24 protein-coding genes and 1 riboswitch are annotated in these 23,922 nt (G+C 74.5%); of the genes, 13 read left to right on the top strand and 11 right to left on the bottom strand.

The features are described from left to right. Positions 1-85: 85 nt before the first annotated feature. Complete coding sequence (gene irrA, locus BCF33_RS07445) at positions 86-511, top strand: iron response transcriptional regulator IrrA (protein WP_106160344.1); 426 nt, start codon at positions 86-88, stop codon at positions 509-511. A gap of 57 nt (positions 512-568) precedes the next feature. Next, on the top strand, positions 569-1,624 hold the full coding sequence (locus BCF33_RS07440; RefSeq protein WP_106161449.1) for a PAS domain-containing protein: 1,056 nt from the start codon (positions 569-571) through the stop codon (positions 1,622-1,624). Between the two features lie 4 nt (positions 1,625-1,628). Here BCF33_RS07440 and BCF33_RS07435 read toward each other — a convergent pair whose 3' ends face one another. Further along, positions 1,629-2,501 carry a hypothetical protein gene (locus BCF33_RS07435; RefSeq protein ID WP_245883769.1) on the bottom strand — a complete coding sequence of 291 codons (873 nt, stop codon included), beginning with the start codon at positions 2,499-2,501 and terminating at the stop codon, positions 1,629-1,631. 107 nt (positions 2,502-2,608) lie between these two features. On the opposite strand from BCF33_RS07435, the gene miaB reads away from it, so the two are divergent. From miaB to metK, 8 genes are all read left to right on the top strand, one after another. Continuing rightward, complete coding sequence (miaB, locus tag BCF33_RS07430; protein ID WP_106160343.1) at positions 2,609-3,907, top strand: tRNA (N6-isopentenyl adenosine(37)-C2)-methylthiotransferase MiaB; 1,299 nt, start codon at positions 2,609-2,611, stop codon at positions 3,905-3,907. 139 nt (positions 3,908-4,046) lie between these two features. Beyond that, complete coding sequence (locus BCF33_RS07425; RefSeq protein ID WP_106160342.1) at positions 4,047-4,637, top strand: OmpA family protein; 591 nt, start codon at positions 4,047-4,049, stop codon at positions 4,635-4,637. Between the two features lie 11 nt (positions 4,638-4,648). Next, positions 4,649-4,951 (top strand): hypothetical protein, encoded by a 303-nt coding sequence (locus tag BCF33_RS07420; protein ID WP_106160341.1) that lies wholly within the window; start codon positions 4,649-4,651, stop codon positions 4,949-4,951. Between the two features lie 149 nt (positions 4,952-5,100). Next, positions 5,101-6,105: a PhoH family protein gene (locus tag BCF33_RS07415; protein ID WP_106160340.1), complete on the top strand. Its 1,005-nt coding sequence runs from the start codon at positions 5,101-5,103 to the stop codon at positions 6,103-6,105. 247 nt (positions 6,106-6,352) lie between these two features. Continuing rightward, entirely contained in the window at positions 6,353-6,838 is a 486-nt protein-coding gene (ybeY, locus tag BCF33_RS07410) for an rRNA maturation RNase YbeY (protein WP_106160339.1), read from the top strand. Beyond that, entirely contained in the window at positions 6,835-7,671 is an 837-nt protein-coding gene (locus tag BCF33_RS07405; RefSeq protein ID WP_106160338.1) for a transporter associated domain-containing protein, read from the top strand. The genes ybeY and BCF33_RS07405 overlap by 4 nt, the downstream gene beginning before the upstream one ends. Further along, the gene (gene lnt, locus BCF33_RS07400) at positions 7,664-9,187 is read left to right on the top strand and encodes an apolipoprotein N-acyltransferase (RefSeq protein ID WP_106160337.1); all 1,524 of its coding nucleotides are present in this window, start codon (positions 7,664-7,666) and stop codon (positions 9,185-9,187) included. The genes BCF33_RS07405 and lnt overlap by 8 nt, the downstream gene beginning before the upstream one ends. An 11-nt stretch (positions 9,188-9,198) precedes the next feature. Further along, positions 9,199-9,247, top strand: a riboswitch (SAM-SAH riboswitch). A gap of 5 nt (positions 9,248-9,252) precedes the next feature. Continuing rightward, positions 9,253-10,446 carry a methionine adenosyltransferase gene (gene metK, locus BCF33_RS07395; protein WP_106160336.1) on the top strand — a complete coding sequence of 398 codons (1,194 nt, stop codon included), beginning with the start codon at positions 9,253-9,255 and terminating at the stop codon, positions 10,444-10,446. 8 nt (positions 10,447-10,454) lie between these two features. Here the strand turns inward: metK and BCF33_RS07390 are convergent, their stop codons facing one another. Beyond that, entirely contained in the window at positions 10,455-10,943 is a 489-nt protein-coding gene (locus BCF33_RS07390; RefSeq protein WP_170073286.1) for an SH3 domain-containing protein, read from the bottom strand. Between the two features lie 874 nt (positions 10,944-11,817). Here BCF33_RS07390 and BCF33_RS14025 point away from each other — a divergent pair. Next, on the top strand, positions 11,818-12,561 hold the full coding sequence (locus tag BCF33_RS14025; protein ID WP_158259375.1) for a leishmanolysin-related zinc metalloendopeptidase: 744 nt from the start codon (positions 11,818-11,820) through the stop codon (positions 12,559-12,561). Here BCF33_RS14025 and BCF33_RS14020 read toward each other — a convergent pair. From BCF33_RS14020 to panC, 3 genes are all read right to left on the bottom strand, one after another. Next, positions 12,558-13,148: a M48 family metalloprotease gene (locus BCF33_RS14020; protein WP_158259374.1), complete on the bottom strand. Its 591-nt coding sequence runs from the start codon at positions 13,146-13,148 to the stop codon at positions 12,558-12,560. The genes BCF33_RS14025 and BCF33_RS14020 overlap by 4 nt on opposite strands. A 284-nt stretch (positions 13,149-13,432) precedes the next feature. Continuing rightward, positions 13,433-14,251, bottom strand: a complete 819-nt coding sequence (gene panB / locus BCF33_RS07375) for a 3-methyl-2-oxobutanoate hydroxymethyltransferase (RefSeq protein WP_106160333.1) — start codon at positions 14,249-14,251, stop codon at positions 13,433-13,435. Then, positions 14,248-15,117 carry a pantoate--beta-alanine ligase gene (gene panC / locus BCF33_RS07370; protein ID WP_106160332.1) on the bottom strand — a complete coding sequence of 290 codons (870 nt, stop codon included), beginning with the start codon at positions 15,115-15,117 and terminating at the stop codon, positions 14,248-14,250. Before panC ends, panB begins: the two co-directional genes overlap by 4 nt. A gap of 86 nt (positions 15,118-15,203) precedes the next feature. Between panC and BCF33_RS07365 the strand changes: the two genes are divergently transcribed. Together BCF33_RS07365 and BCF33_RS07360 are read left to right on the top strand one after the other, a co-directional pair. Then, the gene (locus BCF33_RS07365; RefSeq protein WP_106160331.1) at positions 15,204-15,839 is read left to right on the top strand and encodes a DUF2268 domain-containing putative Zn-dependent protease; all 636 of its coding nucleotides are present in this window, start codon (positions 15,204-15,206) and stop codon (positions 15,837-15,839) included. A gap of 439 nt (positions 15,840-16,278) precedes the next feature. After that, entirely contained in the window at positions 16,279-18,804 is a 2,526-nt protein-coding gene (locus BCF33_RS07360; protein ID WP_106160330.1) for a GcvT family protein, read from the top strand. 30 nt (positions 18,805-18,834) lie between these two features. Here the strand turns inward: BCF33_RS07360 and BCF33_RS07355 are convergent, their stop codons facing one another. From BCF33_RS07355 to BCF33_RS07330, 6 genes are all read right to left on the bottom strand, one after another. Next, positions 18,835-19,275 (bottom strand): hypothetical protein, encoded by a 441-nt coding sequence (locus tag BCF33_RS07355; protein ID WP_106160329.1) that lies wholly within the window; start codon positions 19,273-19,275, stop codon positions 18,835-18,837. Positions 19,276-19,448: 173 nt separating this feature from the next. Further along, complete coding sequence (gene trmB / locus BCF33_RS07350; RefSeq protein ID WP_106160328.1) at positions 19,449-20,135, bottom strand: tRNA (guanine(46)-N(7))-methyltransferase TrmB; 687 nt, start codon at positions 20,133-20,135, stop codon at positions 19,449-19,451. A gap of 61 nt (positions 20,136-20,196) precedes the next feature. Continuing rightward, complete coding sequence (locus BCF33_RS07345; protein WP_106160327.1) at positions 20,197-21,270, bottom strand: BMP family ABC transporter substrate-binding protein; 1,074 nt, start codon at positions 21,268-21,270, stop codon at positions 20,197-20,199. A 107-nt stretch (positions 21,271-21,377) separates the two neighbouring features. Next, entirely contained in the window at positions 21,378-22,307 is a 930-nt protein-coding gene (locus tag BCF33_RS07340; protein WP_106160326.1) for an ABC transporter permease, read from the bottom strand. 31 nt (positions 22,308-22,338) lie between these two features. After that, positions 22,339-22,611: a hypothetical protein gene (locus BCF33_RS07335; RefSeq protein ID WP_106160325.1), complete on the bottom strand. Its 273-nt coding sequence runs from the start codon at positions 22,609-22,611 to the stop codon at positions 22,339-22,341. Then, positions 22,608-23,732, bottom strand: coding sequence for an ABC transporter permease (locus tag BCF33_RS07330; RefSeq protein WP_106160324.1), 1,125 nt, complete (start codon positions 23,730-23,732; stop codon positions 22,608-22,610). The genes BCF33_RS07335 and BCF33_RS07330 overlap by 4 nt, the downstream gene beginning before the upstream one ends. Positions 23,733-23,922: the final 190 nt, after the last annotated feature.

Genomic DNA, 23,922 nt, shown 5'->3' with positions numbered 1-23,922 from the left:
GGCCAAGGCGGGGGCCCGTTGTCGGGCGCGCATTGAAGTCGCGCCCGCATTGAAAACGTCTCGCAGGCGCGGCATATTGGGGGGGATGGACCGGAACGACGACATCGAAGCGACCCGCGCCGCCCGCTGGCTGGCCGGCGCCGACCTTCGCCCCACGCGCCAGCGCGCCGCGTTGGCCGCCCTTCTCGTGGGCGACGGGCGCGACCGGCACGTCACGGCCGAAGGCCTCCACCAAGCCGCCGCCGAGGCGGGCGAGGGGGTGTCGCTCGCGACGGTCTACAACACGCTGAAGGCCTTCTGCGCGGCCGGCCTGATGCGCGAGGTGACGGTGGACGGCGCGAAGAGCTGGTTCGACACGCGCACGGACGACCATCCCCATTACTTCTGGGAAGGGGAGGGTCGCCTCTCCGACGCACCGGCCGAGGACCTGCGCATCGCCGCGCTGCCGGATGCCCCCGAGGGCACGGAGATAGCCAGCGTGGACGTCGTGATCCGCCTTCGGGACGCCTGACGTTACGCGACGTTTCAGCAGATTGCGCTTTCCATATCAGTCCACTTTATGGGGCCCATGGCCGACGATTTCCCCTCTTTCGCCGCAGCGGATTTCCCCGACGGCATCGCGCTCAGCGCGTTGACGCGGGCGCCGTTCTCGCTGGTGATCACGGACAGCTGGCAGGACGACAACCCGATCGTCTACGTGAATCGGGCCTTCACCGACGTGACGGGCTATGGCGACAACTCGGCCCTGGGGCGCAACTGCCGCTTCCTGCAGGGCGATCTGACCTCTCGCGAGGCGGTCCAGCGCCTGCGCGACGCCATCGCCGGAGGCGACAACGTGACGGTCGAGCTGGTGAACTACCGTGCCGACGGGTCGCCCTTCCGCAACCGGCTGATGATCGCGCCCCTCGTCTCCGAGGGCGCCGAGCAGGAGGACGAGGGCGAGCCGCGCTACTTCCTCGGCGTGCAGATGGCGCGCAGGATGGAGGAGGAGACGGCCGAGGGGCGTGCCGACACGCTCGACCGGGCGCTGTCCGAGGTCCAGCACCGGGTGAAGAACCACCTCGCGATGATCGTCGGCATGATCCGCCTGCAGGCCCGGCAGGACGGCGCCGACGGCAAGCCGGCCGGCGGCTACGATGCCCTTTCGCGCCGGATCGAGGCGCTTCAGCTCCTCTATGCCGAGATCACGGAGGCGTCCGCCGCGGACGGCCCGGTGCCGCTGGGCGCGTACCTCTCGCGCATGGGGGCGGCGATCGCGAAGATCGACGGGCGGCCCGGCGTGCGCTTCGACATCGAGACGCTGCACGTGGAGGCGCCGTTCCAGACGGCGACGCACCTGGGCCTCCTGATCTCGGAGGTGCTGACGAACGCCTTCCAGCACGCGTTCGAAGGGCGCAGCCAGGGCCGCGTCGCGCTGCGGATGGAGCAGCGGGAGGGTCGTCTCTGCATCGTCGTCAGCGATGACGGCAACGGCCTCGGCGAGGACGTGGAGTGGCCGCAGCAGGGCAGCCTCGGAAGCCGCATCGTCCACGGGCTGCAGGCCGATCTGGGGGCCGAGCTGACGGTGGACACCGGCGACGGCGGAACCACGGTCACCTTGCTGCTGCCCGAGGACGCGCCCTAGCTTCTCAGAACCATTGCCCCGGCTCCATCAGGCCGAGGTCCAGCAGTTGCTGCGCGTCCCAGCGGAACGGCTCGGACCCGTGCCAGGCGAACCGCTCGATCTCGTACATCGAGCCGGGGTTGGTCTTCAGCGCCTTCGCCGTCCGGAACGAGCAGATCGCCGCCGTGGGGTTGTTGTGCCACGGGCAGGCATAGGTGTTCAGTTCCGGCTCGGAGAGGGTGTGATCCGGGTTCAGCCGCAGCCCGGGCAGGGCGCGGAAGAGGCCGATCCGGTCTATCCGCCGGCGTTTCCTCGGCACGTGCTCCTCGAAGCGCCAGCGAAGCCCGCCGTGGAAGTCGAGCTGCCGCTCCAGCGGCTCGCCGTCAGGCCCCCGCCGGGCCTGCGCGTAGTAGCCGAACCCGTCGAGCAGCGCGCCCTCGACGTCCACGGCGTCGGGATGGGCGCCGAGGTCCCCGGCGTAGAGGTCGACGACGTAGCACAGCACGCTGCCGCGCCTCTCCTCGGCGACGAAGGAGAGCATCTCGCCCACCGTGCGGCTGCCGTGGAAGGGATGGAACAGGTACTCGGCGTTGAAGCAGTAGTGCAGCCACTGGCCCGGGCAGGCCGCCGCGACCCGCGAGACGACGGCCGCGAAGTCCATGCCGCGGGGCCAGGGTACCTCGTCCGTGCCGGAAAGGGCCGGCCCCTCCACGCCCCGAGCCAGCACGGCGACGACCCGGCCGAACCCGTCCGCCAAGAGGTGCCGCAGCGTGCCCGCGACCTCGGCCCCGTCCTCGCACAGGACGATCGCGGCCGGCCCCGTGCCGAGGGGCGCGCGGCCCCCCAGGAGGGCGTCGAGGCTTTCGTGCCGCGCGGCGGGACGGTCGGGCGAGGGCATGCGCCCTTCATCGCCGGTCGGCCCGGGGGCGGCAAGCGGCCGCCGTTGCGGAAGGGCGCCCGGCGCTGTAGTGCCGCCGCACCCCCCACCGGCGCGGAACCGAGGTCATGAAGAAGGTCCACCTCAAGGCCTATGGCTGCCAGATGAACGTCTACGACGGCGAGCGCATGGTCGAGGCGTTGGTTCCCTCGGGCTACGCGCCGACGGACGATCCGGCCGAGGCGGACCTGATCCTGCTGAACACCTGCCATATCCGCGAGAAGGCCGCCGAGAAGGTCTATTCCGACCTCGGCCGCCTGAAGCCCCTCAAGGCGGCGAGGCCCGATCTGAAGGTCGGCGTCGCCGGCTGCGTCGCCCAGGCCGAGGGCGGCGAGATCGTGCGCCGTCAGCCGATGGTCGACTTCGTCGTCGGCCCGCAGAGCTACCACCGCCTGCCGGACCTCGTGGCGAAGGGCGGCGTCGACACGGACATGCCCGAGGAGAGCAAGTTCGACCACCTTCCCGCGCGCCCGAAGGTCCGCCGCGCGCCGGCCGCCTTCCTTACAGTGCAGGAGGGTTGCGACAAGTTCTGCGCCTTCTGCGTCGTGCCCTATACCCGCGGCGCCGAGGTCTCGCGCGATCCGGGCCGGATCGTGGCGGAGGCGGAGGAGCTGGCCGCGCGCGGCGTGCGCGAGGTCACGCTGCTGGGCCAGAACGTGAACGCCTATCACGGCGGCGGCGCGACGCTGGCCGACCTGATCGGGCGGCTCGCGCGGATCGAGGGGATCGCGCGCATCCGCTACACGACCTCGCATCCCAACGACATGGGCGAGGATCTGATCGAGGCCCACGCCGCCGAGGCCAAGCTGATGCCCTACCTGCACCTTCCCGTGCAGTCCGGCTCGGACCGGGTGCTGAAGGCGATGAACCGCAAGCACACGGCCGAAGCCTATCTGCGCCTTCTCGAACGCATCCGGGCCGCGCGCCCGGACATCGCCCTGTCCGGCGATTTCATCACCGGCTTTCCGGGCGAGACGGCGGAGGATTTCGAGGCGACGCTCGCCCTCGTGCGCGAGGCGCGCTACGCGCACGCCTTCTCGTTCCGCTACTCGCCCCGGCCCGGCACCCCCGCGGCCGAGCGCGCGGGGCGGGTCGACCCGGAGGTGGCCGCCGAGCGTCTCCACCGTCTCCAGGCCCTCCTGACCGGGCAGCAGCGCGCCGCGCAGGAGGCGATGGTCGGGCGCGAGGCAGCCGTGCTGGTCGAGAGGGACGGCCGCCTGCCGGGCCAGCGCGCCGGCAAGTCCGAGCATCTGATGGCCGTCCACGTCGAGCCCGACGGCGCCGAGCCCCCCGCCATCGGCGCGATCGTCCCGGTCAGGATCGCCGCCGCCGGGCCCAACAGCCTGTCGGCCGTGCGGACGGGCTGATCGGGCGGCCGGCGGGGGCCCGGATGCGGCGCCTTCACTCCCCCGCCGCATCCGCTACTATCGGGGGAGAGTCGGATCGAAGCCGCGCCGAGCGCCCGGCGTGGCGCCGCCCAGGGACATCAACGGGGGACAGGAGCGCATGAAGCTCGCAATCACAGCATCGGCCGCGGCCGCCGTCATCGGGGCCGCCGCCGCCGCGCATGAGATGGATGGCATCTCGCACCACCACATGCCGGGCGGCGCGGGCGTCTACACCTTCGCCCAGGGCACGGCCGCGCCGGGCGGCGCCGTGCAGGGCGAGCGCTACACCGCCACGGTCTGGATCGACCCCGACGGGTGCGAGCACTGGATCATGGACGACGGCTTGGAGGGGTACATGTCCCCCCATCTCGACCGGGAGGGTCGGCCGGTCTGCCGCCGGGGCGGCGCCTGCGGCAGCTTCGCCACCGCGCAGCTGCTGCAGGGCTCGGGCCTCACCCAGGCCGGCGCCGCCCGCCTTCAGGCCTTCCTGGCCGCGAACCCGTCGCGCGGCTACGTGGTCACGGGGCACAGCGCCTCGGGGCGCAGCGACGGCGCGCGGATGGACCTCTCGCTGCGGCAGGCGAACGCGGTCGCCGCCGCGCTCTCCTCGGCGGGCGCGCGCATAGCCGGGGTCCGCGGCCAGGGCGGCAGGGCCCCCGGCACCCGGGGAGAGCCCGGCGACCGGGTCGAAATCGTCTGCCTGCGCTGAGGAAATACCACATGAACATCAGGATCGACATCGCCCTCGCGGCCGGGGCGCTCGCGCTCACTGGGTGCGCGGGGACCACGGACCAGACCCGGGACGGCGGCCTGCTCGACCGGGGCGACGACCTCTCGACCCTGCAGGCCGGCATCTGGATCGACCCGAACGGCTGCGACCACTGGATCATCGACGACGGGGTCGAGGGCTACCTCTCGCCGCGCCTCGCACCCGATGGCCGTCCGGTCTGCTCCGGCGCCGGCCAGCCCGGCTTCGCCGTGGGTCCGTTCCGCCAGGGCTTCGACCGCGGCCGGCTCTTCTGATCCACGCCCTGGGCGCCCCGGGCGCCGCGGGGGGGGCGCCGGACCGCACCGGCGGCTCCTCCGCACGGCGGTTTCGCGCCCGCCCCCTTGATCCGTCCGTGGCCCGGGCCCACCATCGTCTGCAGAAGCACCGCTGACGGGAGAGCCGCTTGGCCGACGCCGCCACCCGCAAACCGCCCGAGACCACCGCGCTCGAGTTTCCCGACAACCGCCTGCTGCCCGCGCTGACGGGCGCCTACGGGGCCAACCTCGCCCTCGTCGAGGACCGGCTGGACCTGCAGATCGTCCAGCGGGGCAATCAGATGGTCCTGCACGGGGACGAGGGGGCCCGCACCCGCGGGGCCGAGGTGCTGAACGCCCTCTACGCCCGGGCGGAGGCGGGCCGCCCGCTCGAGCCCGCGGACGTCGAGGCCGAGATCCGCATGATGCGCCCGGAGGACGGGATCGGCGTCCGGCCCGGCGACCAGCAGGAGCTGCTGCCCCGGGGGCGCGTCCAGATTGCCACGCGCAAGAAGACCGTCGAGCCGCGCACCGAGGCGCAGGGCGAGTACGTCCGCTCGCTCTACGAGGCGGAGCTGAACTTCGGCATCGGCCCGGCGGGGACAGGCAAGACCTATCTCGCCGTCGCCGTGGGCGTGTCGATGTTCGCCGCCGGCCAGGTGGACCGGATCATCCTGTCGCGCCCCGCCGTCGAGGCGGGCGAGCGTCTCGGCTTCCTGCCCGGGGACATGAAGGACAAGGTCGATCCCTACATGCAGCCGCTCTACGACGCGCTGAACGATTTCCTGCCCGGCAAGCAGATGCTCAAGCTGATGGAGGACAAGCGCATCGAGATCGCGCCCCTCGCCTTCATGCGCGGGCGCACCCTGTCGAACGCGTTCGTCGTGCTGGACGAGGCGCAGAACGCGACGACCATGCAGATGAAGATGTTCCTGACCCGCCTGGGCGAGGGATCGCGCATGGTGGTGACGGGCGACCGCTCCCAGGTGGACCTGCCCCGGGGCGTGCAATCCGGCCTGCGCGACGCCGAGCGCATCCTGCGTGGCATCCCGGGGGTCGGCTTCTCCTACTTCACGGCGAAGGACGTGGTCCGCCATCCGCTGGTGGCACGGATCATCGAGGCCTACGACCGGGAGGACCCGGCGCGGGGCTAGGGATTCCCAAGGGCCGTCCGGAGGACCGAGGGCGCCGCCTACGTCTCCCGCGACGGGCCGCGCGGAGGCGTCCGGAACCGCCGGTTCATCGGGCAGGGCAGGGCAGGGCGCGGCCCGGTCCCTCTGCGCGCGGCCACGAGGAGGTCGCCCGCATCCCGGGCTACTACGGGCCGGGCGAGGCGAAGGCGATCTTCCGCGCCGCCCTGTGACTTGACCCGGGCGGCGGCGGGGTCCACCCGCCGCCGCCATGACCGTGGACGTGATGATCGAGGACCCGCGCTGGGCCGGCCTGCCCGCCATCGCCGAGCCTGCCGTGCAGGCCGCGCTGGAGGGGCTGGGGCTCGACCCGGACGATCACGACGTCGCTCTGCTCGGCTGCGACGACGCGCGCATCGCGGCGCTCAACGCCCGTTTCCGGCGGAGGGACGGCCCTACCAACGTCCTCTCCTTCCCCGCCGCCGACCTCGCCCCCGGCGAGACCCCGCCGGAGGAGATGGGGGACGTCGCGATCGCCTGGGACACCTGCGCGCGCGAGGCCGAGGCGCAGGGCAAGCCCTTCGAGGCCCATGTCGCCCACCTCGTCGTCCACGCGGTGCTCCACCTCGCCGGGCACGATCACGACTCGGACGGGGAGGCGAGGTTGATGGAGCGGCTCGAGCGTCGCATATTGGCTGGGATGGGCGTGCCCGACCCCTACCGGGACGGCGCCGGCGCCCCGGATGAGGAACGATGACCGACCCTGCCGCGCCGGACGCCCCGGCGGACGAAGAGCCACAGTCTAGGAACCTGATGCGACGCCTGATCGCCGCCCTCTCCCACGAGGAGGAGGGGGGCGGGGCCGCGGCGGCCTCGCCGCTCGGGATGCCGGGGCTCGCCAACCTCGCGCGGATGCGGGTCGAGGACGTCGCCCTGCCCAAGGCCGAGATCGAGGCCGTCGGCGACGACGTGACCCTTCCCGAGCTGATCGAGGTGTTCCGGCGCACGCAGCTGTCGCGCATCCCCGTGTTCGAGGGCACGCTCGACAGCCCGCTGGGGTTCCTCCACCTCAAGGACGTCGCCCTGCGCCACGGCTTCGGCGCGAACGGGGCCTTCGACGCCCGCGCCGAGGTCCGGCCCCTGATCTACGCGCCCCCCTCCATGCCCATCGGGGTGCTGCTGGCCAAGATGCAGGCCGACCGGATGCACATGGCCCTCGTCATCGACGAGTACGGCGGCGTCGACGGCCTCGTCACGCTGGAGGACCTGGTCGAGCAGGTCATCGGCGAGATCGAGGACGAGCACGACATCGCCGAGGGCCTGACCTTCGTGGAGGAGGGGCCGGGCGTCTGGCTCTGCCAGGCGCGCACCTCGATCGAGGAGCTGGAGGCCGCCGCCGGCCGTCCCCTCGTCCCCGAGGACGCCGACGAGCAGCCGGACACGCTGGGCGGCCTCGTGTTCCTTCTGGCCGGGCGCGTGCCCGCGCGGGGCGAGATCGTCCCCCATCCGTCCGCCGGCGCCGAGATCGAGGTGGTCGACGCCGACCCGCGCCGCGTCAAGCGGCTGCGGCTGCGGCTGAAGGATGGCTGAGGAGGGGGCGGCGGCCGGGCGCCTGCGCCCCCTGCTGCCCCTCGCCCTCGCCCTCGGCGCCGGCTTCGCGCTGGGCCAGGCGCCCTGGGGGCTCTGGTGGCTCGCCATCCCGGCCCTCGCCGCCGCCTTGTGGCTGGCGGGCCGCGCGCCGCCGCGGCGGGCGGCGTGGATCGGCCTGGGCTTTGGGATCGGCTGGTTCGCCCTCGCGCTGCACTGGATCGTCTTTCCCTTCCTCGTGGATCCCTGGCGCCATGGCTGGCTGATCCCGCTGGCGCTGCCGGCGCTGGCGGGGGGGCTCGCCCTCTTTCCCGCGGCGGCTTTCGGCCTCGCCGCCCGATACCTGCCCCGGGGGCCGCTCTCGCCGGCGCTCGCGCTCGCGGCGGCGGAGGTGCTGCGCGGGCATCTCTTCACGGGCTTTCCGTGGGCCGCGCCGGGCCATGTCTGGATCGACACGCCCGCCCTTGCGCTCGCGCCCCTCGCGGGGGCGGAGGGGCTGACCCTGCTGGCCGTGCTCGCCGCGGCGCTCCTCGCGGCGCTCTGGTCGCGGCTCCCCGCCCTCGCGGCGGCGGGCGGGGCGGCCCTCGCGGCGGGGCTTCTCCTCACGCCCTCCCCGGCGCCTCTTCCCGCGGCCGCCGCCGCGCCCTCGGTGCGCCTCGCTGCCTCGGGGGTCGCGCAGACGCTGAAATGGGATCCCGAAGCGGCCGCCGCCCGCGTCTCGGCGCTGACGGCAGCCGCGCGCGGCGCGCCCGGCCCGGTGATCTGGTCCGAGACGGCGCTGCCCTGGGACCCCGCCCTCTTCCCGGAGGTCGCCGCCACCGTCGCCGAGGCCGCCGGCCGGCCCGTCCTGACCGGAACGGTGCGGCGCGAGGGTGGCCGGCCCTACAACGCGGTCGTCGCGATCGGGGCCGGGGGGGGCGTCCTCGCGACCTACGACAAGCACCACCTCGTCCCCTTCGGCGAGTACGTTCCCCTGGGCAACCTTCTGGGGCGGATGGGCATCCGCGGCCTCGCCGACACGGACGGGATGGGCTTCGGCGCCGGCCCGGGGCCGCAGGTGATCGAGGTGCCGGGCCTGGGGTCGGTGCTGCCCCTCATCTGCTACGAGGCGATCTTTCCGCGGAACCTCCGGACGGACCGGCGCGCTGACGTGATCGTCCATCTCACCAACGACGGCTGGTTCGGCCGCGGCGCGGGGCCCGACCAGCACTTCGCCCAGGCCCGGCTGCGCGCGGCCGAGACGGGGCTGCCCATGCTGCGGGTCGCGAACCGGGGCTGGACCGGGGCGATCGACGCGCGCGGCGGGGTGGTGCGGGCCGCGAAGGCGACGCCGGGCGGCATCGGGGGCGGCTTCGGCGGCGCGGTGATGGACGTCGCGCTGCCGCCGGCGCTGCCGCCCACGCCCTATGCCCGCCTAGGCGACTGGCCCTCGCGGGCGCTGTTGCTCCTCGCCCTCGGGGGGTTGGCGATCGGCGGCGCGCGGGAGGGGCGGCTTGTCCCCGCCCGCGAGGAGGGCTAGCCGGCGTCCTCAGCCCGCGCCAACGGCTTCCTGGCGGCGCGGGGACACCGCAACGGAGCACCCCCATGAACATCCCGGCCCTTCGCAAGAGCTACGTCTTCACGTCCGAATCCGTGTCGGAGGGCCATCCCGACAAGGTCTGCGACCGCATCTCGGACGCCGTCCTCGACGCCTTCCTCGCCGAGGAGCCCGAGGCACGGGTCGCCGCCGAGACCTTCGCCACCACCAACCGCGTCGTCCTGGGCGGCGAGGTGGGGCTGACCGACAAGGCCCGGCTCGGCACGATGAGGGACCGGGTCGAGTCGATCGTGCGCGGATGCGTGCGCGACATCGGCTACGAGCAGGACGAGTTCCACCACGCCACCTGCGAGGTCACGAACCTCCTGCATGAGCAGTCCGCCCACATCGCCCAAGGGGTGGACGCGTCGGCCGGCAAGGACGAGGGGGCGGGCGATCAGGGGATCATGTTCGGCTACGCCACGGACGAGACCGAGCAGATGATGCCGGCGCCGATCCACTACGCCCACGCGATCCTTCGGCGGCTCGCCGAGGTCCGCAAGGACGGCACCGAGCCGACGCTGCGCCCGGACGCCAAGTCGCAGCTGAGCGTCCGCTACGAGGACGGCCGCCCGGTCGGCGTCACCTCGATCGTCCTGTCGACCCAGCACGAGAGCGAGAGCCAGACCAGCGCCGACATCCGCGCCATCGTCGAGCCCTACATCCGCGAGGTCCTGCCCTATGGCTGGATCACGGAGGACACGGTCTGGCACGTGAACCCCACGGGCGTCTTCGTGATCGGGGGGCCCGACGGCGACGCGGGGCTGACGGGGCGCAAGATCATCGTCGACACCTATGGCGGCGCGGCGCCCCATGGCGGCGGGGCCTTCTCCGGCAAGGACCCGACCAAGGTCGACCGCTCGGCCGCCTATGCGGCGCGCTACCTCGCCAAGAACGTCGTCGCCGCGGGGCTGGCGCGGCGCTGCACGCTGCAGCTCTCCTACGCGATCGGGGTCGCGCGGCCCCTGTCGATCTACGTCGACACCCACGGAACGGGCGAGGTCCACGACGGCGAGATCGAGCGCGCCGTGACCGGCTTGATGGACCTGACCCCGCGCGGCATCCGCACGCATCTGGACCTGAACCGGCCGATCTACCAGCGCACGGCCGCCTACGGCCATTTCGGCCGCGCGCCCGATGCCGACGGCGGCTTCTCATGGGAGCGGACGGACCTGGCGGAGGCCCTGCGGGGGGCCGTCTGAGGCGGCGGTCAGTCGAAGGTCTCGCCCGGCCGCACCCCCCAGAGCGCACCCGCCGGCAGCCAGCCCGTCTGGCCCGCGACCCGCACCCGGCAATGGACGGGCGCGCATTCGGGAACGCGCACGACGACCCCGGCCTCGAGGCGGGCGACCTCGCGCCCGCCGCCGGGATGGGTCCGCATGGCGGCGAGGTCGTCGAGCACGATGGCCGTCCGCACCCCCGAGAGGAGGGCGTAGTGCACCCAGCCGCCCACGCCGTCGATGTCGCGCACGCGGCGCCAGTGCTCGTACTCGGCCACGACCTCGAGGGGCATGCCGGCGCGGCGGAACACCCAGTCCACCGCATGCGCGGTAGAGGGGCCGCGGCGGGCGTTGGCCTCGCCCGCCTTCAGCGAGACGAAGCGCGGCATGGGAAGGCCGGTCACGGGGCCCTCGGCCGGCTCGGCCGGCGCCGTGCCCGCGACGAGGGCGAGGACGAGGGCGATGATCCGCGCGCGCATCGTCCCTCCCCGTCGCCGGCTCCGCATGCGGCCCTTCTGCGCCATGCCGCCGCGGGGAGGGAGGGCCGGCGCCGCGAGAAGGGTGGCGGTGTTGTCGCGGGGCGACGTCGCGCGGAAGGCGGCGGGGCCGGGAGAGGCGGGCGAGGCGCGCCGCCCGGCGTGAGGGGTTCGCTTCCCGATCAACGGGATACGCCGGAACCGGACCCTGCGCGCGCTGCGTTAACCGCCCCGCAAGGTTCGTGGTGTCCAATGGCCCCCGTGAACCGCGTCGGCCGAATCCCGCGCCGCCCGCACGGGCGACGAAGCACCCCCATCGCGGGGCCTTTCTTCCCGGCCCGGGGCAGGGCGGCGGCGGAGCCTTGCGCGCCCGTCCGGCGGGGCGCGGCGATCGGGGATGGGTCCGGCCCATCGGCGGGGCGCCGCCTCGGTCCCTCGCGCCGTGGATCGCGGCCTGCCATGTGGCCGGCCCGGCCCGCCATGCGCCCGGTCCGGCCCGTTCGCCCGACATGGCCCCCCATGCGCCCGACTCGGCCCGCCATGCGGCGGGTGCGGCTGGCCGGCGGGGCGCGGTGCGACATGGATGAAGGGCGGGACGCGGTGCCGGGCGCTGCGTGGCGGATTGCGCCCTGGGGCCCCTGGGGCCGTGGGTGGTCGCCGCTGGCCGGCAGGGCCCGCCTCGTGCGCGATGCGGGCCGGTGCGCGGCCGGCACGGCCCGCAGCCCGGCTGCGGCCGGGCGCGGCCGCCTCCCCATGCGCGGCCCCTGCGCCCGCGCCGGGCGGCGGGGCGCGGCGTGCGGCGGAACCCCGCCGCGGGCCGGCGGGGCGGCCTTCGGAGCGGGCTGCGGCCGGGGCCATGGACGTGCTAGGCAGGGGCATGATCGATCTGCGACTCGAAGGGGCGTTCACCCCTGCCCGGACGGACGCCTTCAAGGCGGCGGCGGCGCGCTGGGACGCGCTGCTCGACACCTCCTTTCCCGTGCTGGAGACGTCTCTGGGCCCGCTCTCCGGGCTGCGGATCGAGGCGCGGGTCGCGCCGCTCGACGGGCCGGAGGGGGTGCTGGGGCAGGCCGGGCCGACCCTCCTGCATCCCGGGGACGAGCGGCCCGTGGCCGGGATCATGGAGTTCGACAGCGCCGACCTGGGCCGGCTGGAGGCGGAGGGAAGCCTCTCGGACGTGATCCTGCACGAGATGGGGCACGTCCTGGGCTTCGGCACGCTCTTCGCGCGGCGCGGCCTCGTCGAGGGGTCGGGCGGCTTGGACCCGCGGTTCACGGGGGCCGCGGCGGGCCGGGAATGGCACGCTCTGGAGGGGGCGGACGGCGCGGGCGCGCCCCTGGCGAACACCGGCGGGGCGGGCACGCGCGAGGGGCACTGGCGCGAGCTGGTCCTGGGCGACGAGCTCCTGACCGGGTTCCTCTCGGGGGCGAGCCGCCCGATCTCGCGGCTTTCGCTCGCCGCGTTCGAGGATCTGGGCTACCGCGTGGACTACGCCCGCGCCGACCCCTACCGCCTGCCCGACTTCCGCGCCCTCGTCCTGATGGGCGTGGTCGAGGCCGTGCGGAGTTGCGAGCTCTGCCGCGTGCTGCGCCCGATCCCGCGCGTCGTGGGGGAGGGCTAGTCCGCCCGCGCTGTCGCCATAACCGTCGCGACCCGGACGTCGTCGGGCGGGTGGGTGCCCCAGAAGGAACGGTGTCCGGACGGCGCGCTCACGGGTTCGGGGCGGGCGAAGAACCGCGCGCCGCGCACGGGGTCGTAGCCTGCCGCGGCCGCGATCCGGGCGCCGAGGGTATCGGCCTCGAGCTCGTAGGCCTGGCTGTAGGCCCGCTCGCCCACCGCCGCCCCGAGATGGAAGGCACCCTCGACCGCCCGCCGCTGCGCGGCCGTCTGCGTGCCGTAGGGGTCGGCCGAGGCCTGCCCGTAGGCGACCGCCAGGCCGAGCACCAGCGCGCCGGCCAGGGCCTGCCGCTCGCCCTTGGCGATGTGCCGGGCGACGTGGTGGCCGTACTCGTGGCCGATGACGAAGGCCATCTCGTCGTCGTTCCGGAAGTCGGCCGCCATCGGGAGGGTCATGGTGATGACCGGCGCGCCGCCGACCTCGTGCGCGAAGGCGTCGCGGTCCGGGACGGTCCGGTCGAGGCGGACGGCCACTTCGCAGCGCAGATCGGGAAGCGCCTCGATCTGCGAGAGGCAGAAGCCTTCGGCCACGGGGCGCACGCGGCGGACGACGCGCGCGAACCGAGCCTCCGCCGCGGCGGCCGGGACGGGTGCGCGGGACGACGCGCGCTCCTCCGCGAAGAGCTGGCGTGCGGCGGCGAGGTCGGCCTCGCTCGCGGGGGCACGTCGAAATGGGTGCCGCAGGCGGCGAGCGCGAGGCAGCCCAGAAAGGCGGCGGGGGACTTCATAGGCATGCGATTCTCCTTCACGGAGAGGTGCATAGCGCCGCTCGGCGGCCCGCGGCAGCCACCGAGGCCGCCGATCCAGTCCGTGTCCTATCGGTAAACTTGGTCCTCGCCGGGGAAGGCGCGGGCGCGGACGTCCTGGGCGTAGCCCTCGATCGCCTCCTCGATCATCGGGCCGAGGCGGCCGTAGACCTTCACGAACTTCGGCACCCAGGGGTTGAGGCCGAGCATGTCCTCGAGGACGAGGATCTGGCCGTCGCACCGGGCGGAGGCGCCGATGCCGATGGTGGGGATCGGCACCGCGTCCGTGATGCGCCGCGCGAGCGGCTCGACCACGCCCTCGACCACCACCGCGAAGGCGCCGGCCTCGGCGACCGCGACGGCGTCGGCGACGTGGGCGTCCCAGGTCTCCTCGTCCCTTCCTTGCGTCTTGAAGCCGCCCATCACGTGCGTGCTCTGCGGCGTCAGGCCGATATGGGCCATGACGGGCACGCCGCGCTCGGTCAGGAAGCGGATGGTCTCGGCCATCTGGGCGCCGCCCTCCAGCTTCACGGCGCCGCACTGGGTCTCCTTCATGATGCGGGTGGCATTGCGGAAGGCGATGGCCGGGCTCTCCTCGTAGGAGCCGAAGGGCATGTCGACGACGACCAGCGCCCGCGAGGTGCCGCGCACCACCGCCCGGCCGTGCAGGATCATCAGCTCGAGCGTGACGCCGGTCGTGTTCTCCATCCCGTGCATCACCATGCCGACGCTGTCGCCGACGAGGAGGAAGTCGCAGTGCCGCTCCGCCAGGGCGGCGGTGTGGGCGTGGTAGCTCGTCAGCGCGACGATGGGATCGCCCCCCTTGCGGGCCGCGATCTGGGGCGCGGTGATCCGGCGCTTGGGCGTGTCCTCGGGCTGGGTGCTCATGAGGGGGGCTCCTCGGGGGTGGGCGGCTCTGCCGTCATCTGGTCGATCAGTAGCACCTCGCCGAAGCGGGCCGCCAGCAGGAGGACGACCTCGGACGCGGGGCGGCCATCCACCGGCGCGAGGGTCGCGGCGTCGCGGCAGTCGGCGGACGCGAGGGCGGCGCGCGGCTCGGACGCGACCACGCGGGCCATGGCCCCCTCGGCCGCGGCGGCGGCGGCGCCCCGCTCGACGGCGGCGCGCCCGGCGAGGAGGGCGCGGTGGAGGACGGGCGCGGCGGCGCGGTCCGCGGCCGAGAGGCGCGCGTTGCGCGATGAGAGGGCGAGGCCGTCGCCCTCGCGCACGGTGGGCACGCCGTGGATCGCGACCGGCATCAGCAGGTCGCGGACCATCTTGCGGACGAGGGCGAGCTGCTGGAAGTCCTTCTCGCCGAACCAGGCCGCGTGGGGCCCGACCCCGTTCAGGAGCTTGGCGACCGCCGTCGCGACGCCCCGGAAGTGGCCGGGCCGGGTGGCGCCCATCAGGATGCCCTCGAGCGAGGGGACTGCGACGAAGGTGTCGGGGCCGCCGGGATACATGTGATCTATCGTGGGGAGCCACGCCGCGTCGACGCCCGCGGCCCTGAGCATGGCGAGGTCCGCGTCCTCGCGCCGGGGATAGGAGGCGAGGTCCGCGGCCTCGCCGAACTGGGTGGGGTTCACGAAGATCGTGGCGACCACGCGGTCCGACCCTTCGCGCGCGGCGCGGATCAGGGCCATGTGCCCCTCGTGCAGCGCGCCCATCGTCGTGACGAGGCCGACGCGCGCGCCCGCCGCGGTCCAGCCGGCGACGAGGGGGCGGAGCGTGTCGAGGTCGCGGGCGATCTTCATGCGCGCAGGCATGCCCGGCGCGGGGGGCAGGGTCCAGACGGGGGAACGCGGTTCCCGGCCCGCCCGGCCACCGGTAGGATCGGGGGATGTGGAGCGTCGACGAGGTCCCGCCGTCCGTGCGGCCGATCCTGCCGGAGGTCGAGGCGGCGCTGGAGGGCGTGTGGGGACGGATCGCCGCCCTGCGGGAGCCGCCGCCGATCCGGTTCGCGCTGGTGGCGGACCCGAGCCGCGCGCTGCCGGGCTACGGGTTCGGGGGGTTCTGCGGGTCCGCCGGCCGGGTCCGGCTGAGCTTCGACATGCGCAGCCCGAACCTGGAGGCGCATCTCGGCGAGGCGCTGGAGCGGACGGTGGCGCACGAGGTCCACCACGCGCTGCGATGGGCGGGCCCGGGCTACGGCACGCGGCTGGGCGCGGCCCTGGCGACCGAGGGGCTGGCGGGGCGGTTCGTCGGGCAGCTCTACGGCTCGCCCCCCGAGCCGTGGGAGGCGCGGGTGCCGCCCGGCGGCCTCGGGCCGTGGCGAGCCAGGGCGGATGCCGCGTTCGAGGACGCGGGCTACGACCATCCGGCATGGTTCTTCGGGACGGGCGAGCCGCCCCACTGGATCGGCTACGCGCTGGGCTATGACATGGTAGGCCGGCACCTGGAGCGGCACCCCGAGGCGACCGCGCTGTCGCTGGCGGACGCGCCGCACGGGATCTTCCGTGACGCGCTGCGGGGCTGACGCGCGGCCCGCACCCGCCCCGCACCCGTCCCGTACCCGCCCCGCACCCGCCATGGGGCGGGGCCGGGGCGGGGGCCGGGGCCGGGGCGGGGGCGGGGGCGACGGCGAGGGGTCCGGCGGCATGGCCGAAGCCATGGGAGGGCCGCGGCGCGTTCCCAGCCGGCGGCGCGTCCGGCCGCGGCCCACCGGCCGCCGTGGAGGGACGCGCCTTGGCCCTCTCGGGTCGCCGAAGCGGCGCCGAGGGGCGGCGGGTCGGGCCGTGCCGACGGGGGGCGCCCGCTGCGGGGCCGGCAGGGCCAGCGGGGGGGGTCCTGCATGCCCGTCGCGGCCGCCCGGGGCCGCGACGCTGTCGCATTCCGCCGCGAGCGGTCGCGGGCGATGGACCGGCGGGGCGGCCGCGGGGATAGTCCCGTGCGGGGACCTGCGCGGAGGGCAGATAATGAGGACGCACGTGAAGGCGCTGGTCGTGGGCGGCGGGGCGGTCGGGGCCTCGGTCCTCTACCACCTGGCGAAGCGGGGCTGGGACGTCATGCTGGTCGAGCGGGACGAGCTGACCGCCGGCAGCACCTGGCATGCCGCGGGCCTTCTGCCCTATTTCAACATGAGCTACGCCAGCACCCACATCCACGACTACAGCATCCGGTTCTACAAGACCTTGGAGGAGGAGACCGGCCTCGACCCCGGCTTCGCGGTGGTGGGCAACCTTCGCATGGCGCAGTCGCGCGAGCGGATGGAGGAGTACATGCTCTACGCCGCGACGGCCGAGAACGTGGACGTGCCCTTCGAGTGGCTGACCCCCGCGGACGTCGCCGAGCGCTACCCCCTCGTGCGGTCCGAGGACCTGGTGGGCGCGATCCTCCACCCCACGGACGGCTACATCAACCCCGCGGACGTGACGCAGGCCATGGCCAGGGGCGCGCGCCGGCGCGGCGCCCTGATCGAGCGGCGCTGGCAGGCGGACGGCTACGAATGGACGGGCTCGGAATGGCGCGTGACGCTGACGCGGATGGCCGAGCGGGGCGGGAACCTCGTGCCTACGGAGGAGCGGGTCGTGGTGACGGCCGAGCACGTCGTGACGGCCACGGGCAACCACGCGCAGCGCACCGCGCGGCTTCTGGGGATCAAGACGCCCGCCGTGCCGGTCGAGCACCAGTACGTCGTGACCGAGCCCGACCCCGCCCTCGTCGCGTGGCGGAAGGCCGGCAACCCCGAGCACCCGGTGCTGCGCGACGTGGACGCGCGCTGGTACGTGCGCGAGGAGCGGGGGGGCTGGATCCTGGGCCCCTACGAGGACGGCGCGCCGGCGCGGTTCCGGCACGCGGTCCCCGCGGGGTTCCGGGCGGACCTCTTCCCGCTGGACCTCGAGCGGATCGAGGAGGAGTACATGGGGTTCATCCACCGCATCCCCTCGGTGGAGGAGGTGGGGCTGAAGGACGACTTCAACGGCCCGATCTGCTACACGCCGGACGGCAACCCCCTGCTGGGCCCCGCGCCGGGGCTGCGCAACATGTGGCTGGCCGAGGGCTTCTCGTTCGGGATCACGGCGGCGGGGGGCGCGGGGAAGTACCTCGCGCAGGTCATGGACGCCGGCGAGGCCGAGATCGACATGGCCTCGCTCGATCCGCGCCGGTTCGGGGACTGGGTGACGACCGAGTACGCGGTCACGAAGAACGAGGAGGCGTATCCGTTCCTCCTCAAGCTCCACTGGCCCGACGAGGAGCGGCCCGCCGCGCGGCCCCTGCGCACCGCCCCGGCCTATGACCGGCAGAAGGCCCTGGGCGCGCAGTTCGGGCAGGCGGGCGGCTGGGAGCGGCCGAACTACTACGCGCCCGAGGGCTTCGACGACATGGCGTCCTGCAGCTTCCGCCGGGGCGGTTGGTGGCCCTTCGCCCGGGCCGAGGCCGAGGCGGTGCGCAATGCGGCGGGGCTGATCGACGCGTCGGCCTTCGCCAAGCACGAGGTCCGGGGACGGGACGCGGCGCGTTTCCTCGACCGGTTCACCACGAACACCTTGCCGAAGGTGGGGCGGATCGCCCTGACCTACGCCTTGACCTCGGCCGGGACGGTGCGGTCGGAGTACACGATCCTGCGGCTCGGCGAGGACCGGTTCCGCCTGATCTCGGCCGGGGCGTGGCAGACCTATGACGGGGACTTCCTGCGCAAGGCGGCGGAGGATTGGCTCTCGGAGTTCGGGGGCGACGTCGCCATCCACGATGTCACGAACCAGTGGGGCGTGTTCGCCTTGGCTGGTCCGAACAGCCGCGCGATCCTGCAGGAGCTGGTGGACGACCCCGAGCCCGCGACCGCGCTGGGCAACCGGCGGTTCCCGTGGCTTGCCATGCGGGAGTTGGAGCTGGGGATGGCGCCGGTGCAGGCGGTGCGCGTCGCCTACACGGGCGAGCTGGGCTGGGAGCTGCACCATCCGGTCGAGTTCGGGCGCCATCTCTGGGACCGGCTGATGGAGGCGGGCGCGCGGCATGGGATGAAGCCCGTGGGCGCGCGGGCGCAGAACTGGCTGCGGCAGGAGAAGTCCTATCGCGCCTTCGGCACGGAGCTGGGCCGCGACGCAAGCCCCCTGGAGGCTGGGCTGGACCGGTTCGTGGACCTCGGGAAGGAGTTCCACGGCAAGGCCGCGATGGAGGCCCTGGGCCGCCGCTTCGCCTGCGTGACGATGCTGGTGGACGGGCCGGAGGACGCCGACCCATGGGGCCGGGAGAGCGTCTGGCTGGACGGGGAGCGGATCGGGCGGCTGACCTCGGGCGGGTGGTCGGCGGCGTTCGGCCGGTCGATCGCGATGGGATACGTGCGCCCCGACCTGGCGGCGCCCGGCACGCGGCTGAAGGTGCGGATGTTCCGGGACCTCTGGGACGCGGAGGTCACGGAGGAGTCGCCCTACGACCCGCGCAACGAGCGCATCCGCGCGGACGCCGCCGCCCCGGGGGCGATGGCGCAGGCGGCCGAGTAGGGCGCGGGCCCTTCCGGGGCGCGCGCCGGGCTACATGCAGGCCAGCATCGCCTGCATGTGCGCGGCCATGTAGCGGCCCGCCGGCGCGCCCTGCGACGCTTCGGGAACGCCGCATTCCCGCACGATGGCCAGCGTCCGCTCGTCCGAGGTCGTCGGCCCGACGAGGGCGGCCATGGAGGTCAGCGAGACGAACGCGCTCTCGGCGAAGGCCTCGGCCTCGGCGACGAGGGCCTCGGCGTAGTCCCGGCCGTGCCGCTCGAGCGCGCCCTCGATCACGCAGGCCTGCGCCGCGTCGGTCGCGTCGTCCCCGAGGCGGCCCGGAAGCGGCGGCAGGCCCGGGGCGCAGGCGGCGAACATGGTCGAGAGGGGCGCGCGCATCGCCTCGGCCGCGGCGAGGTAGCGGGCGGTCAGGTCCGCGTCGGCGAAGGCCGGGGCGGCGGCGAGAAGGGGCGCGAGGAGGGCAGGGCGCATGGGGCATCTCCCTTGGGTCGCCATTCGGTGTGGCAGGGCGGGGGCGGCCGGGCAAACGCCTTCAGCGGAAGCGCGCCGGCGCGGGGGTCGGGGGTGCGCGGGGAGGGGCGGGTCCGCCGCCGATGACGCCGTGGTCCATTCGGCGGCGCGGGGCGCGCGGGATGGGCGGCCGCTCAGACCGCCGCGAAGCGCAGGTAGTGGGGGGTGCGCCCCTCGCGCAGGGCCTTGGCCTCGTAGCGGGTGCGGTGCCAGCCCTCCCAGGGCTCGCGCCAGTCCTCCGCCCGCTCGGCGAGCCAGCGGAAGCCGGCGCGGGGCACCTCCTCCAGGGTCTGGCGGACGTAGTCGCCGATGTCGGTGGCGACGCGCAGCTCGGCCCCCGTGGCCATGGCGCGGCGCAGGGGTTCGAGATGCTCGGGCGTGACGAAGCGGCGACGGTGGTGGCGCGTCTTGGGCCAGGGGTCGGGGTAGAGGAGGTAGGCGCGCCGGGCCGATCCTTCGGGCAGGACGTCCATCAGGTCGCGGGCGTCGCCTGGATGGATGCGGACGTTCTCGAGCCCCTCCGCCAGCGCGAGGAGCTTGGCGACGCCGTCGGCATAGGGCTCGGCCCCGATGAAGCCGATGCCGGGATTGGCGCGGGCGAGGGCGGCGAGGTGCTCGCCCCCGCCGAAGCCCACCTCCAGCCAGAGGGGGCGCCCGCCGAGCAGGGCGTCGAGGTCGAGCGGGGCGCGGCCGGGATTCTCCTCCCAGCCGATGCCGGGGACGGCGAGGCGGCCGAGGTCCTCCTCCAGGCGGCGGCGGGCGCCGCTCTTGAGGTGCTGGCCGCGGCGGCGGCCGTAGAAGTTGCGGCGGGGACGTTCCATGCGCGCCGGGTGCCGCGCCGGGCGGGGCCGGTCAAGCGGCGGGAACGCCCCCGGGGCGGGGTCAGTCGGGGATGTCGCCCTCGATCCCCTCGACGTAGAAGTTCATCCCCGCGAGGGTCTCGTCGTCGGCCGTCTCGCCCTCGGCCAGCCAGGGGGTGCCGTCTTGGCGGGCGATCGGGCCGGTGAAGGGATGGACCTCGCCCGCGGCGATGCCGTCGGCGAGCGCCTGGGCGGAGGCGCGCACCTCCTCGGGGATGCGGTCCGAGAAGGGGGCGAGCTCGACCATGCCCTCGGCGATCCCTTCCCAGGTGTCCTCGGAGGTCCAGGTGCCGTCGCGCACCTCCTCCGCGCGGCGGATGTAGTAGGGGGCCCAGTCGTCGATGATCGCCGTGAGCTGGGCGGTCGGGCCGGCGGCGGCCATGTCCGACGCCTGTCCGAAGGCGACGATCCCGGCCTCCTCCGCGGCCGTCATGGGCGCGGTGGAGTCGGTGTGCTGCATGATGACGTCGACGCCCTGCTCGATCAGGGCGCGGGCGGCGTCGGCCTCCTGCGCGGGGTCGAACCAAGTGTAGAGCCAGACGACGGAGAACTCGACGTCGGGGTTCACCTCCGAGGCGGCGAGGTAGGCCGCGTTGATGCCGCGGATCACCTCGGGGATCGGGTAGGAGGCGATGTAGCCGATCTTGCCGGTCTCGGTCATGTGGCCGGCGATGTGGCCGATCACGGCGCGCCCCTCGTAGAAGCGGGCCGAGTAGGTGCCGACGTTGTCCGCGCGCTTGTAGCCGGTCGCGTGCTCGAAGGTGACGTCCGGGAACTGCTCGGCCACGTTGGCGGTGGCGTCCATGAAGCCGAACGAGGTCGTGAAGATCAGGTCGTGCCCCGTGAGGGCCATCTGCTGGATCACCCGCTCGGCGTCGGCGCCTTCGGGGACGCTCTCGACGAAGGTGGTCTCGACCCCGTCGCCCAGCGCCTCCTCGAGGGCGAGGCGGCCCTGGTCGTGCTCGTAGGTCCAGCCGCCGTCGCCGACGGGGCCGACATAGATGAAGCCGACCTTCAGCGGGTCGTCGCCCGCCGACTGGGCCAGGGTGGCGAGGGGCAGGAGGGCGGCGGCCCCTGCTAGCAGCAGTGTCTTCATGGTGGTGGCTCCCCGGTTGGAATCGCCCGGAGGATGCGCGACGGCCGCGCCCTTGGCCAGAGGGCGGGGCTGGCCGGGGGCCGCCCGCCGGGGCCGGTGCCCGCCCCTCAGGCGCCCGCGCGGAAGGGCTGGCCGAGGCAGGCGGGGGCCGCGCCGCCCGCGCGGCGGCGGACGGAGATGGCGACGAGCACCGCGATGGTGATCAGGTAGGGCGACATGGAGAGCAGCTCGACCGGGACGGGGACCTGCGCGGCCTGGAGGCGCAGCTGCAGCGCCTGCGCCCCCCCGAAGAGCCAGGCCCCGAGGAGCACCCGCCCCGGCCGCCAGCCGCCGAACACCACGATGGCCAGGGCGATCCATCCCGCGCCGGCCGTCATCCCGTCCGTCCAGGAGGGCACCCGCACGAGCGTCAGGTAGCCCCCCGCGAGGCCCGCCATGGCCCCCCCGAAGGCGATGGCCGCGACGCGCGTCGCGCGCACCCGGTAGCCCAGCGCGTGCGCGGCGTCGTGGCCTTCGCCCACCGCGCGCAGGATCAGGCCCGAACGGGTGCGGAAGAGGTAGAGCCAGACCCCGAGCGCCGCGAGGAGGCCGAGGTAGACCACCCAGTCGCGGGCGAAGAGCGCGGGCCCGAGGATGGGCACGTCCCGCAGCGGGCCGAGGTCCGGGCCGCCGATGGTCGGGGCGGGCACGCCCACGTAGCCCTGGGCGAGAAGGGCGGAGAAGCCCAGCCCGAACAGCGTCAGGCCGAGGCCGGTGGCGACTTGGTTCGACTGGAGGCCCTGGGTCAGGAGGGCGAAGACGAGCCCGAGCCCGAGCCCGCCGAGCGCGGCGCAGAGGAACCCCGCCCAGGGCGATCCGGTCTCGATGGCGACGACGATCCCTGCGGCGGCCCCGGTGATCATCATCCCCTCGACCCCGAGGTTGAGGACGCCCGCCCGCTCGACCACGAGCTCGCCGAGGGCGGCGAGGAGGAAGGGCGTCGAGACGACGAGCACGGAGGCGAGGAACGCGGTCCAGTTGAGGTCGATCACGGGCATGGTCCCTGCTGTCCGGGGGAGGATCGGGCCGTCATGCGTGCGCCCCGCCCGAGAGCCAGCCCGCCGCGCCCCCCGCCCCCCCGAGCGACAGCGGCCCCCAGGGCGGCGCCCGGCGCCCGTCCCGCACGCGGCGGACCCTCACGGACGGGCCGAGGAGCCACTGCCCGAGGACCTGGAGGGCCACGACCGCGAGGAGCGTGCCCGCGACGACGAGCGCCGCGCCCGGCCCGGCGGCAGCAAAGCGGCCGAGGCCCCAGCCGAGCGCGAAGAGCAGGGCGCCGAGAAGGGCGGCGCGGGCGGTCACTCCGCCGCCTCCGCGGCGCGGGGGGCGGCGGCGACGTCGGCCGGGCGGGCGCGGCCGAGGCGCACGCGGTATCGCGAGAGGACGTCGACCCCGAGGAGGAAGAAGAGGAGCATCCCCTGCAGCGCCTGGATCGCCGCGAGCGGGATGCCGACCATCATCTGCGCCAGCTCGCCCCCGATGTAGGTCAGCGCCATCAGAAGGCCCGCGAGCACGATCCCGAACGGGTTCAGCCGCCCGAGGAAGGCGACGATGATCGCCGTGAACCCGTAGCCGACGCCGAAGTCGATGCCGATCTGGCCCGAGGGGCCCGTCGCCTCGAAGATGCCCGCGAGGCCGGCGAGCCCCCCCGAGACGGCGAAGCAGAGGATCACCAGGCGCGGCGGCGAGACCCCGGCGAAGCGCGCCGCGCGGGGCGCCTCGCCGGCGAGGCGGATGTCGTAGCCGAGCTTGGCGCGCGCGAAGAGGGCGTAGGCCAGCACCACCGCGAGCATGGCTGCGACCACGCCCCAGTGCGCGCCGGTGCCGGCGATCAGCTCGGGGTTGCTGGCGGCGTCCCAGCGGCTGAGCTGGCGCGAGCCGGGGAAGCCGCCCCCGTCGGGGTTGCGGAGGGGGCCGAGCGCGGCCCAGGCGACGACGTTCTCGGCCACGTAGACGAGGAGGAGCGAGACGAGGATCTCGTTCGTGCGGGCATAGGCCTTCAGGAGGGCCGGGATCATCGCCCAGAGGAGGCCGCCCAGGAGGCCGCAGAGCACCATCAGGGGGAAGATCAGCCGCGACTCGGCCGGGAAGAGGGCGAGGCCCGCCGCCGCCCCGAGGACGGCGCCGATCAGGTACTGCCCTTCGGCCCCGATGTTCCAGATGCCCGCCCGGAAGCCCAGCGAGAGGCCGATGGCGATGAGGATCAGCGGCGCGGCCTTCACGAGGAGCTGGGGCCGCGAGAACGCGGCGAGGCGCGGATCGAAGAGCGGGTCGAGGAAGATCGTGCGAAGGGCGGCGCCGGGGCCGACGCCGAGGGCGGCGAACATCAGCGCCCCCGCAGCGAGCGTGAGCGCGACCGCGAGGAGCGGCGTGAGCGCGTTCCAGAGGCGCGAGGGCGCGGGGCGGGGCTCGACGCGGATCATGCGCCCTCCCTCGGGCCGGGCCACCCGGTCGCCGGGGCGCGGGCCGTTCCCGGGCGGGATCGCGCGGGGCGGCGTGCGCCTCCGGCGGGCATGCTTTCGGGGCGAGGACGGGCGGGGAGCGCATCGTGCCGGACCGTCCGGCCGGCAAGCGGAGGTCCGGACGGGCGTCTTCGCCCGCCGCGCGAAGGGC

The sequence above is a fragment of the Hasllibacter halocynthiae genome (assembly GCF_003003095.1).
GTDB classification, from domain to species: Bacteria; Pseudomonadota; Alphaproteobacteria; order Rhodobacterales; family Rhodobacteraceae; genus Hasllibacter; species Hasllibacter halocynthiae.
Note: the sequence above shows the minus strand (reverse complement) of the source record. Positions and strands in the feature narration are given on the sequence as shown.

Bases quoted from the DNA above. Each gene is read 5' to 3' on its own strand.
- irrA (WP_106160344.1), top strand. From the start codon at position 86: ATGGACCGGAACGACGACATCGAAGCGACCCGCGCCGCCCGCTGGCTG.
- BCF33_RS07355 (WP_106160329.1), bottom strand. From the start codon at position 19,275: ATGCGCCCTGCCCTCCTCGCGCCCCTTCTCGCCGCCGCCCCGGCCTTC.
- BCF33_RS07440 (WP_106161449.1), top strand. From the start codon at position 569: ATGGCCGACGATTTCCCCTCTTTCGCCGCAGCGGATTTCCCCGACGGC.
- BCF33_RS07330 (WP_106160324.1), bottom strand. From the start codon at position 23,732: ATGATCCGCGTCGAGCCCCGCCCCGCGCCCTCGCGCCTCTGGAACGCG.
- ybeY (WP_106160339.1), top strand. From the start codon at position 6,353: ATGACCGTGGACGTGATGATCGAGGACCCGCGCTGGGCCGGCCTGCCC.
- panC (WP_106160332.1), bottom strand. From the start codon at position 15,117: ATGAAGATCGCCCGCGACCTCGACACGCTCCGCCCCCTCGTCGCCGGC.
- BCF33_RS07425 (WP_106160342.1), top strand. From the start codon at position 4,047: ATGAAGCTCGCAATCACAGCATCGGCCGCGGCCGCCGTCATCGGGGCC.
- BCF33_RS07360 (WP_106160330.1), top strand. From the start codon at position 16,279: ATGAGGACGCACGTGAAGGCGCTGGTCGTGGGCGGCGGGGCGGTCGGG.
- BCF33_RS07345 (WP_106160327.1), bottom strand. From the start codon at position 21,270: ATGAAGACACTGCTGCTAGCAGGGGCCGCCGCCCTCCTGCCCCTCGCC.
- miaB (WP_106160343.1), top strand. From the start codon at position 2,609: ATGAAGAAGGTCCACCTCAAGGCCTATGGCTGCCAGATGAACGTCTAC.
- BCF33_RS07435 (WP_245883769.1), bottom strand. From the start codon at position 2,501: ATGCCCTCGCCCGACCGTCCCGCCGCGCGGCACGAAAGCCTCGACGCC.
- BCF33_RS14025 (WP_158259375.1), top strand. From the start codon at position 11,818: ATGATCGATCTGCGACTCGAAGGGGCGTTCACCCCTGCCCGGACGGAC.
- BCF33_RS07405 (WP_106160338.1), top strand. From the start codon at position 6,835: ATGACCGACCCTGCCGCGCCGGACGCCCCGGCGGACGAAGAGCCACAG.
- BCF33_RS07390 (WP_170073286.1), bottom strand. From the start codon at position 10,943: ATGCGCGCGCGGATCATCGCCCTCGTCCTCGCCCTCGTCGCGGGCACG.
- BCF33_RS07420 (WP_106160341.1), top strand. From the start codon at position 4,649: ATGAACATCAGGATCGACATCGCCCTCGCGGCCGGGGCGCTCGCGCTC.
- trmB (WP_106160328.1), bottom strand. From the start codon at position 20,135: ATGGAACGTCCCCGCCGCAACTTCTACGGCCGCCGCCGCGGCCAGCAC.
- lnt (WP_106160337.1), top strand. From the start codon at position 7,664: ATGGCTGAGGAGGGGGCGGCGGCCGGGCGCCTGCGCCCCCTGCTGCCC.
- BCF33_RS07365 (WP_106160331.1), top strand. From the start codon at position 15,204: ATGTGGAGCGTCGACGAGGTCCCGCCGTCCGTGCGGCCGATCCTGCCG.
- BCF33_RS07340 (WP_106160326.1), bottom strand. From the start codon at position 22,307: ATGCCCGTGATCGACCTCAACTGGACCGCGTTCCTCGCCTCCGTGCTC.
- panB (WP_106160333.1), bottom strand. From the start codon at position 14,251: ATGAGCACCCAGCCCGAGGACACGCCCAAGCGCCGGATCACCGCGCCC.
- metK (WP_106160336.1), top strand. From the start codon at position 9,253: ATGAACATCCCGGCCCTTCGCAAGAGCTACGTCTTCACGTCCGAATCC.